General features: G+C 71.8%; 6 protein-coding genes. 1 reads left to right on the top strand and 5 read right to left on the bottom strand.

Going from position 1 to position 8,563, the window contains the following annotated elements:
* The 5 genes from AB0C29_RS21585 to AB0C29_RS21565 all read right to left on the bottom strand — a co-directional run.
* The coding region (locus AB0C29_RS21585; protein WP_360822720.1) for a nitrate- and nitrite sensing domain-containing protein at positions 1 to 1,002 on the bottom strand (1,002 nt) is incomplete at its 3' end.
* A complete protein-coding gene (locus AB0C29_RS21580; protein WP_360822718.1) occupies positions 989 to 2,065 on the bottom strand; it encodes a hypothetical protein in 1,077 nt (358 codons plus the stop codon). The genes AB0C29_RS21585 and AB0C29_RS21580, both read right to left, overlap by 14 nt.
* A gap of 561 nt (positions 2,066 to 2,626) precedes the next feature.
* The gene (locus AB0C29_RS21575; protein WP_360822715.1) at positions 2,627 to 4,315 is read right to left on the bottom strand and encodes a DUF885 domain-containing protein; all 1,689 of its coding nucleotides are present in this window, start codon (positions 4,313 to 4,315) and stop codon (positions 2,627 to 2,629) included.
* A gap of 38 nt (positions 4,316 to 4,353) precedes the next feature.
* The gene (locus AB0C29_RS21570; protein ID WP_360822713.1) at positions 4,354 to 5,421 is read right to left on the bottom strand and encodes a PHP domain-containing protein; all 1,068 of its coding nucleotides are present in this window, start codon (positions 5,419 to 5,421) and stop codon (positions 4,354 to 4,356) included.
* Positions 5,422 to 5,437: 16 nt separating this feature from the next.
* Positions 5,438 to 6,397, bottom strand: coding sequence for a hypothetical protein (locus AB0C29_RS21565; RefSeq protein ID WP_360822710.1), 960 nt, complete (start codon positions 6,395 to 6,397; stop codon positions 5,438 to 5,440).
* Between the two features lie 142 nt (positions 6,398 to 6,539).
* Between AB0C29_RS21565 and AB0C29_RS21560 the strand changes: the two genes are divergently transcribed.
* Positions 6,540 to 8,381 carry a M48 family metallopeptidase gene (locus AB0C29_RS21560; protein WP_360822707.1) on the top strand — a complete coding sequence of 614 codons (1,842 nt, stop codon included), beginning with the start codon at positions 6,540 to 6,542 and terminating at the stop codon, positions 8,379 to 8,381.
* Positions 8,382 to 8,563: the final 182 nt, after the last annotated feature.

Here is an 8,563-nt window from a genome sequence, read left to right as displayed (position 1 = left end):
CTCGGCGGAGCCGGTCAGGCGGCGCAGCGGCCGGGCGACCGCGCGGGCCATCAGCAGCGACAACGCGATGACGATGAGCAGCAGGAGCACCGCGCCACCGCCGACCAGGCCGGCTGTGCGCAGGGCGTCCTCGCGGTCGTCGGCCACGGCGGCGTCCACGTCGGCGGCGATCCGCTTCTCCACGAAGCCGCCGAGCACGATGACGGACAGCAGCGACGGGTACAGCGTGTCGGGCTTGAGCAGCTTGACCGCCGAGGCGGGGTCGGTCGCCGCGCGGGCGAAGAACTGGTCCCCCACGCGGGCCGAGAACGCCTGCTGGGCCCCCGTGTACAGCTTGTACTGGTCGGGGGTGAAGTACGCCTGCGCGCCACCGATGATGAACTGCAGCTGCAGCAGGGTGGACGAGAACAGGTTGGTCAGTCCGGCGTTCTGGGTCGCCACGGCCGCGGTCAGCTGGCTGGACGCCTGGCTGATCAGGTCGTCACTGCGCAGCGCCTGGTCCAGCGCGAACACCTGGCGGCCGGTGGCGGTCGTGAGGTCGGCCGCGCGCTGCAGGTCGAGCCCGTCCAGGATCGGGGTGATCACAGCGGTGAACTCGGCCGAGATCTGGTCCGGGCGGATGGTCCGGTTCAGGATGTTGGCCCGGGTGCCCTCGAGCCGCTTGATCGCGTCCACGGCCCGGCTGAGCTGCGGGGTGAGCGGCTGGTCGAGACGCTTGAGGGCGAGGATGCGGTCGGTCGACTCGGCGCTCTGCACCACCAGCTGGGGCTGGCCGACCAGGCCGAACAGGAAGCCCACCGAGAGCAGGCGCTCCTCGGACAGCTCCTGGACGGCCGAGCCGACCCGGGTGGCCAGCAGGACCGTGTCGGCGGTGTCCTGGGCCTTGCCGGCCACGTCGATGCGGTTGGCGACGATCGGCAGCGCGAGCAGGACGACCCCGAGGAGCGGGACCAGGACCAGCAGCGTCAGCTTGCCGAGGATGCGGAGCTTACCGAAGAGCACCGGATCGCTCCCGCCGTGTGGGGTTGACCTCGCCGTAGGCCGGTGCGCGGTGCCCGGCTTCGGTGCGGTCGGTCTCCGGTCCGGTCGGGCCCACGTTCAGATCGCGGGGACCCGCCTCTGGGGCCGCCGGGAAGAGCCGCTGGCCCCTGCCGGTGAGCGGCACCATCATGGCCGCGGCGACCAGCAGAACGGCGGCGGCGGCCGAGGCCAGCGCCACGATCATGTCGTTGTCGAGGCTGTCCAGCCGGTCGTCGAGCAGGGCGGTCATCTCCCGGGTCACGATGCCGGAGAGGTTGGCCAGCGAGGTCTGCAGCTGGCTCTGCGCGGTCGCCATGGTGGCCGCGTTCGGGGCGCCGCCCGGGTTGGCGCCGCGGGTCAGCGACTCCACCCCGCGCCGGAACGAGTCCAGCCCGTTGACCAGGTTGCCGCTCAGCGAGACGCTGCTGGTGTCGTCGACCGCGGCCTGCAGGTTGTCGGTGAGTTCGTTGACCGAGGAGTCCACGGCCTGCACGGCCGCGCCGAACTGGGGAGCGATCTGCGCGCGGGCTTTGTCGTCGGCCCGGGCGACCAGCTGGCTGAGGTCGCCCATCCGGCTGACCTGCACGACGGATTCCGGCAGGTCGACCGCGACGGCCTCCTGCAGGTGCGAGATGTCGTTGTCCGGGTCCCGGGCCAGCTCGGCGTTGTCCCGCACGGTGTCGTAGAGCTCCAGGGTGAGGTCGGTGACCTCGACGTGCGCCTGGAACACCGCGACCGGGCCGCCGGTGACCTTGCCGAGCTGGTCGATCTTCTGCTTGAGGCCGGTCCAGCGGTCCCGGGTGTTCAGCTCGTCACCCAGGCGCTGGTCCACCGCCGCGACGCCGTTGATCGCGGCGCTCAGCGAGCCGGGGGCGGCCGTGACGCCGGCCAGGGCCGAGGACTGCGCCTCGGCGAGTGAGCTCACCAGGGGAGCGAGGGCGGAGATGTACTCCACGCCCTGCTTCTCCAGCCGCGTGTCGTCGCGCTTGTCGGAGATGGTGCCCCACACGCTGGCGAACAGGATCGCCGCCGGGACAAGAATCAAGACCGTCAAAACAGCCGCGAGCGCTGAGCGCGTACGGGTTCGCCGGTTGTCCACCGAGACTGACATTGCCAATTCCTCCGCCATGCATCCGCGATAGACCGTTTTGGCGGCTACCCTCCGTAGCCAAGCGGGCGCACCGATCCGGGTCAATCTATCCGAGAAATAATCATGCGACCCCTTTCCAAGGGTCAGAGTTGGCTCGGCTGATCGGGGGATACGCCTCGGGGGCGCGGTGGTTGTACCGCACGGCGGAAACCGGCCTCTGCCAGCACCGGGACGGATAGAAAAGAATGCTCGGGGGTTGCCGTTCACAGCGCGGCGAACGAACTTCGTAGGCGCGTTCGGCGCTTGCTGGGTAGCAAGGAAAGCGTTCCACAATGGAAGCCGGTGGCGCCGTCCCGCATTGTCTCCGTTCGGTAACGAACACCTTACGTAGCGCTAAAATGACACGGAGAGTAGTGAGACGGACACAGTGTCCGTCTCGCGATGCGGACGATTTCATGAGAAAGCCCGCCCGGTGGAAGGCCGGGCGGGCCGTTCTGGCTGGTGTGGATCAAGCGGTCAGAGGCGGGCCAGCGCCTTCCGGAGCGGATCCAGGCCCAGAGCGCCGAGATCGAGCGCCTGCCGGTGGAAGACCTTGAGGTCGAAGTCGGCACCCTTACGGGCCTTCGCGTCCTCGCGGGCCTGCAACCAGATCCGCTCGCCGACCTTGTACGACGGCGCCTGCCCCGGCCAGCCCAGGTACCGCTTCCACTCGAAGCGCAGCACCTCCTCGTTCATCCGGGTGTGCGCCCGCAGGAACTCCCAGCCCAGCTCGGGCGTCCAGCGCTCACCGGGGTGGAAGCCGAACGGGTTGTCGCGCGGGATCTCCAGCTCCAGGTGCATGCCGATGTCCACGATCACCCGGCTGGCCCGCAGCGCCTGCCCGTCGAGCATGCCCAGCCGGTCACCCGGATCGGCCAGGTAACCGAGGTCGTCCATCAGGCGCTCGGCGTACAGGGCCCAGCCCTCGGCGTGCCCGGAGCAGAAGCAGAGCAGCCGCTGCCAGCGGTTGAGCAGCTCGGCGCGGTAGATCGTCTGGCCGATCTGCAGGTGATGACCCGGCACGCCCTCGTGGTAGACGGTGGTCACCTCCCGCCAGGTGGAGAACTCGGTCATGCCCTCCGGCACGGCCCACCACATCCGCCCGGGCCGGCTGAAGTCCTCGCTCGGCCCGGTGTAGTAGATGCCGCCGTCGCTGGTCGGAGCCAGGCAGCACTCGATGGCCCGGACCGGCTCGGGGATGTCGAAGTGGGTGCCGTCGAGCGCCGACACCGCCTTGTCGGCCAGCGCCTGCATCCAGTCGCGGAACGCCTCCTTGCCGGGGATGCGCCGGGCGGGGTCGGCGTCCAGCACCGCCACCGCCTCGTCGACGCTCGCGCCGGGACCGGCGATCTCGCCCGCGACCACGCGCATCTCGCGTTCCAGCCGGGCCAGTTCCTCGAAGCCCCAGGCGTACGTCTCCGCCTGGTCCACGCGCGCACCCAGGAAGTACTGCGACGCGCGGGCGTAGCGCTCCGGCCCGGCCGCCTCCTTGTCCCGGCCGTGCGGGGCGAGCTCGGTGCGCAGGAACTCCCCGAAACCGGCCGTGGCGGCGGTGGCGGCCGCGGCGTTGCGTTGCAGCTCCGCGCCGAGCGTGCCGTCGGCGCCGAGCGTGCCGTCGGCGCCGAGCCCGTCGGCCAGCCGGTGGAAGAAGTTGTCCCGCGAGGGATCTGTCCAGGCGTCGCACTGCTCGGCGACCTCGACCATCTGCACCCGCGCGCTGACGTTGCCGCGCGCGGCCTCCTCGAGCAGGGTCCGCTTGTACTGCTCCAGCGCCCGGGGGAAGCTCGCGAGCCGGGTCGAGATGTTCGCCAGCGCCTCCTCGCCCTGGGTCGGCATCAGGTCGAACACCATCCGCAGCCCGTGCAACGGGCTGGAGATGACGTTGAGGTCGCTGGCTATGTCGCCGGCGTCGTAGCGGGCCAGCTCGAGACCCAGGCGCTCCTGCATCGCGTCCTTGGCCACGTGCTCGGACTCGGTCGCCGGCTCCAGCGGGTCCAGCCGGGCCAGCGTGCTCCGGGTCAGCTCGGCCTGGGCCGCGAAGCCGTCCGGCGAGAGATCGTCGAGCTCGGCGTCGTGGCCGGCCACGCCGATGAAGGTCGCGCCGGTCGGGTTGAGCGGAGCCCACTCGTCGACGTAGTTGTTGGCGAGGTCATCAATCTGTCCCACGCGCCGACCCTACGGGAGCCACCGGCGCGGTGCGTCCCCTAATTGCCGCCGGAGTGGCCGGCGGTCCACTCCAGCAGGCGGTCGGCCGGCCACGAATTCACCACCCGGTCCACCGGTACGCCGCACAGCGCCGCGCGCTCACAGCCGTACCGTTGCCAGTCGAGCTGGCCGGGCGCGTGCGCGTCGGTGTCGATGCTGAACAGGCAGCCCGCCTCCACCGCCACGGTCAGCATCCGCTTGGGCGGGTCGAGCCGGTCCGGCCGCGAGTTGATCTCCACCGCCTTGCCGTGCTCGACGCACGCGGCCAGCACCTTCTTGACGTCGAAGTCGCTCGGCGGCCGGGTCCGCCCGGCCCGGTGCCCCTTGTCGCCGGCGCCGGCCGCAGCCACCTTGCGGCCGGTCAGGTGGCCCAGGATGTCCAGGTGCGGGTTCTCGATCGCCGCCAGCATCCGGCGGGTCATCTTGGCCGAGTCGTCGCGCAGGTTGCTGTGCACCGAACCGACCACGACGTCCAGGCGGGCCAGCAGCTCGTCCTCCTGGTCCAGCGAGCCGTCGGCCAGGATGTCCACCTCGATGCCGGTGAGGATCCGGAAGCCGTCGGGCAGCGCGTCGTTCAGCTTGGCCACGTGGTCGAGCTGGCGCCGCAACCGCGCGGCGGTCAGACCGTTGGCCACGGTCAACCGGGGTGAGTGGTCGGTGAGGACCAGATACTCGTGGCCGAGCTCGACCGCGGCCAGCGCCATCTCCTCGATCGGCGAGCCACCGTCGGACCAGTCCGAGTGGGCGTGGCAGTCCCCGCGCAACGCCTCACGCAGCGCCGCCGCGGCACCCTGCAGATCCGTGCCCTCGGTGGCCGCCAGCCGCCGCAGGTAGGCCGGCTCCTCGCCGTTCAGCGACTCGGCGACGCACCGGGCGGTGACATCGCCGACGCCAGACAACTTCGACAGCGTGCCGGCGGCCGCCCGCTCGGCGAGCTCCGCGGCGGGCAGGGCGGCGACCGTCGCGGCCGCGGACCGGAAGGCCTTCACCCGGTACGTCGCCTCGTTCGCCCGTTCCAGCAGGAAGGCGATACGCCGCAGGTCAGCGACTGGATCACGAGATGCCATGGCGAAAGACTAAGTGTCAGGGGCGGCCGGCTGCTCGGTAAGCCTTCGCGCGGTAGCGCGCGTAGGCCCTTCCGGCGTCGCGGTAGTAGCCCCAGGGCAGCTCGGTCGGCAGGTCACCGATGGCGTCGAAACGCTCGGCCGCCGCCGCGTGGTCGCCCGCCAGGTGGAAGACCAGGGCGAACCAGCCGTCGGCGGTCTGGTGCCCGGGGATGCGGCGGAAGTCCGGGTGTCCGACGGACTTGTCCGCGGCCGCGTGCACCTCCGCGCGCACCTCCGGCCGGGACAGGTAGTCCTCGGTGCTGCCGTCGGCCTGCAGCGCCGCCTCGAAATGCGCCACCGCCACCATCGAGCCGAGCGAGCAGCCGGCCGGCATCAGGTCGACGGTGTCCCGGGCGAACGTCAGCGCCAGTTCGTCGCTGCCGCCCCACTTGGCGCACTTCTGCTGGAGCATCCGGGCGTGCGCGGCCCGGTGCCAGCGGTGCCGGGCGACGACCTCCTTGAACCGCCGCTCCGCCTCGTCGAGCCCGAGCTGCCGGCCGATTGCCGTGGTGATCAGCTCGGCCCAGGCGGTGGCGTCCGCCGGGTCCCGGCTCACCGCCTCGTCCAGGCTGTCCTCGGCGATCTTGAGACGGTGGAAGAACGCGGCGAACTGTTCCTCGGAGACCGTGCTCGCCGTGCCGCTGCCGCGCGCCTCCCACGCCCACTGGACCGCGTGCGCGCCCTTGACCAGGTGCGGCAGTGCGGACTCGGGCTCGGCGGCGAGCCACTTGCCGATCCATGGCTGCGGTCCACTGCGGTCGGCCAGCACCCCGACGTAGAAAGCGCGCAGGTCCTGATCCACGACGGGGGTCAGCACGGCCGAGACGGTGGACCAGTCGCCGCGGCCGGCCGCCTCGTCGAGCCGCCGGGCGGTCCCGTCGCCGAGGCAGGGGTCGATGACGGCAGCCGACCTGCCGGCGCGCTTGAACGGCCACATGGCGATGAGTCCTCCTCGGCTCCGGACGGGATGGTAGACGCGCGCGGACCTGCCCGGAAGGGGGTTGCCGGGCGAAGATCGAGGTCGGTATCTTCCCTGCGCCGTCCGGAGCAGACGGGCGGTGCCACGGGGAGGAAACACCATGCTGCGCGCCGCCGCGTCCGTCTTCATGCTGCTCGGTTTTTATGTCGTCGCCCTGCTCCAGCTCGTCGCCGTGCTGGCGTTGGTCGTGTGGATCTCGACCGTCGGCAACGCCGGCGTGGGCATCAAACTCGGCCTGCCGCTGCTCTTCGCGGTGGGCGCCACCGTCGTCGGGCTGTGGCGGGCGATCCGGACCCAGCCGGAGCCGCTGCACGGTCTGATCGTCGCGCCGCACGAGGCACCCGAGCTCTGGGCCCTGGTGCACCACCTGGCCGACGAGGTCGGCACCCGTACGCCCGACGAGATCCGGCTGGTGCCCGAGGTCAACGCCGCGGTCAGCGAGGACACCAAGCTGCTCGGCCTGATCGGCGGCCGGCGGCGGCTGTACCTGGGCATGCCGCTGCTGCAGGCGATGAACGTCGACCAGCTGCGCTCGGTCGTCGCGCACGAGCTGGGCCACTACTCCGGCAAGCACACCCGGCTGGGCGCGGTCGCGTACCGGGGGCGGCTCGCGATCGGGCACACCATCGGCCGGATCGGCCCGTGGAACCCGGTCGGCTGGACCTTCCGTGGTTACGCCCGGCTCTATCTGCTGGTCGACAACGCCGTCTCGCGCCGCCAGGAGCTGGACGCCGACCGGGCCTCAGTGCGGGTCGCCGGTCCGGACGTGGCCGTCGCCGCCCTGCGGGAGCTGCCGGTGATCGACGCGGCCTGGGGCGTCTACTTCGACCGGTACATCAACCAGGGCTGGGAGGCCGGCTTCGCGCCGGACGACTTCTTCGGCGGCTTCGGCCGGCTCGTCGCGGCCCGGCACGAGGAGCTCGCCAAGCTGCGCGACGACCAGCCCGAGCAGCACCGGTCCCGCTGGGACACGCACCCGTCGCAGGCCGAGCGGATCGCCCTCATGCGGAACGCGCCGCAGGTCGCGCACCCGGTGGACGGCCGGCCCGCCGCGATGCTGGTGCCCTCGATCACCACCGCCGGCATCGCCCTGCAGCGCGAGGTCGTCGACATCGGCAGCCGCCAGGTGCTGCCCTGGCCGCAGTTCACCGCGGCCGCGACCACCGCGGGCCTGCAGCGCAAGGCGGACCGGGTGTTCCGCTCACTGGGCCGGCTCACCGGCACCGAGGACCCGGGGCTGGGCACCCTGTTCGACCTGGTGGCGGCCGGCCGGCTGGGCGAGCTGGCCGAGGAGTTCTACCCGAACGCCACCCGCAAGGAGGCGGCGGGCAAGTTCGTCGGCGCGATGGACATGCTGTTCACGCTGGCGGCGGTCCGTTCCGGCACGGCGTACTGGCGGCACTCGTGGACCGAGCCGGTCACGCTGGTCGACGCGCACGGCGCCGAGCTGGACTACGAGGAGATCGCGAAGCTGGCCGTCTCGCCGGCCACGCTGGAGGAGGCCCGGGCCCGGCTGGCCGAGGCCGGCATCCGGGTCGAGGCGGCGGCGATCGTCGAGCGCCGGGCCACCGCGAGCGGCTCCGACATCATCGGCGCGATGGCCAACCTCAAGGTCGACGGCCTGCACACCGACCTGGTGCTGCTGGACCGGGGCCTGGTCCTGGTGCCCGCGCCCAAGTCGACCGACAACGGCAAGGACCGGCTGCGCGCCCTGCTGACGTCCGGGCCGGTGGAGGAGCTGGCGACCCGCTTCCGGTTCCTGCCGTACGAGGAGATCGTCGCGGCCACCCTCACCAAGCGCACCCCGGTGAAGGCCGAACTGCGCACGCACGCCGGTGTGACGGTCACCGTCGAGGAGCGCTGGACCGGGGAGCAGCTCGGCGAGAGCCGGGACGCCCTGCTCGGCGTGCTGGACCGGATCGCGGACCGCTCGGTGGTCTGAGCTGTTTGGTTAGGCTCGCGCCCATGCGGACGATCGACTGGGTGGACGACGCCATCGAGATCATCGACCAGACGGCGCTGCCGGGTGAGGTGCGCGTGCTGCGGCTCACCACGGTCGCCGAGCTGGTCGCGGCGATCCGGTCGCTGGCGGTGCGCGGGGCGCCGGCGCTGGGGGTGGCCGGG

This window comes from Actinoplanes sp. NPDC048791 (assembly GCF_040650095.1).
In the GTDB taxonomy this organism is placed as follows: domain Bacteria; phylum Actinomycetota; class Actinomycetes; order Mycobacteriales; family Micromonosporaceae; genus Actinoplanes.
Note: the sequence above shows the minus strand (reverse complement) of the source record. Positions and strands in the feature narration are given on the sequence as shown.

What these genes read in the sequence shown, in the direction of transcription:
- AB0C29_RS21560 (WP_360822707.1), top strand. Translation starts at nt 6,540, where the DNA reads ATGCTGCGCGCCGCCGCGTCCGTCTTCATGCTGCTCGGTTTTTATGTC.
- AB0C29_RS21565 (WP_360822710.1), bottom strand. Translation starts at nt 6,397, where the DNA reads ATGTGGCCGTTCAAGCGCGCCGGCAGGTCGGCTGCCGTCATCGACCCC.
- AB0C29_RS21570 (WP_360822713.1), bottom strand. Translation starts at nt 5,421, where the DNA reads ATGGCATCTCGTGATCCAGTCGCTGACCTGCGGCGTATCGCCTTCCTG.